This window comes from Algoriphagus aestuariicola, assembly GCF_017254835.1.
Taxonomy (GTDB): Bacteria; Bacteroidota; Bacteroidia; order Cytophagales; family Cyclobacteriaceae; genus Algoriphagus; species Algoriphagus aestuariicola.
In genome coordinates this window covers 1-283 of sequence record NZ_JAFKCW010000079.1, presented here as the reverse complement: position 1 = coordinate 283, position 283 = coordinate 1, and the positions used below count along the sequence as shown (strand labels likewise).

Below are 283 nucleotides of genomic sequence, written 5' to 3'. Positions count from 1 at the left end.
GCCGGCGCTGTAGCGCAACGCCTGGCTAACCGTGTCGGCCGACTGCACGTCCATTTGCTGGCGATTGACCACCGAGACAAATTGCGGCACGTCGACCAACGGTGACCGGGTTTTGGTCGCCACCGTCGCTTGCTGTGCGGCATAACCCTGCGGGGCATTGTCTGAGGAGGAACCCTCTGCGACCACCCAGATCGACTCTTCATCGGCCGCCAGGGTCAGGCAGGGCATCATGCCCAGCAACAACGGGCAAAGATAAGCCTTCCGCAGGCGAAATCCGTTGAAT

The 283-nt window shown here is 61.5% G+C and carries 1 protein-coding gene; it reads right to left on the bottom strand.

Annotated features, from left to right (window positions below; genetic code table 11):
* A partial coding sequence (locus tag J0A67_RS22905; protein ID WP_206571706.1) for a hypothetical protein occupies window positions 1-283 on the bottom strand: 283 nt, incomplete at both ends.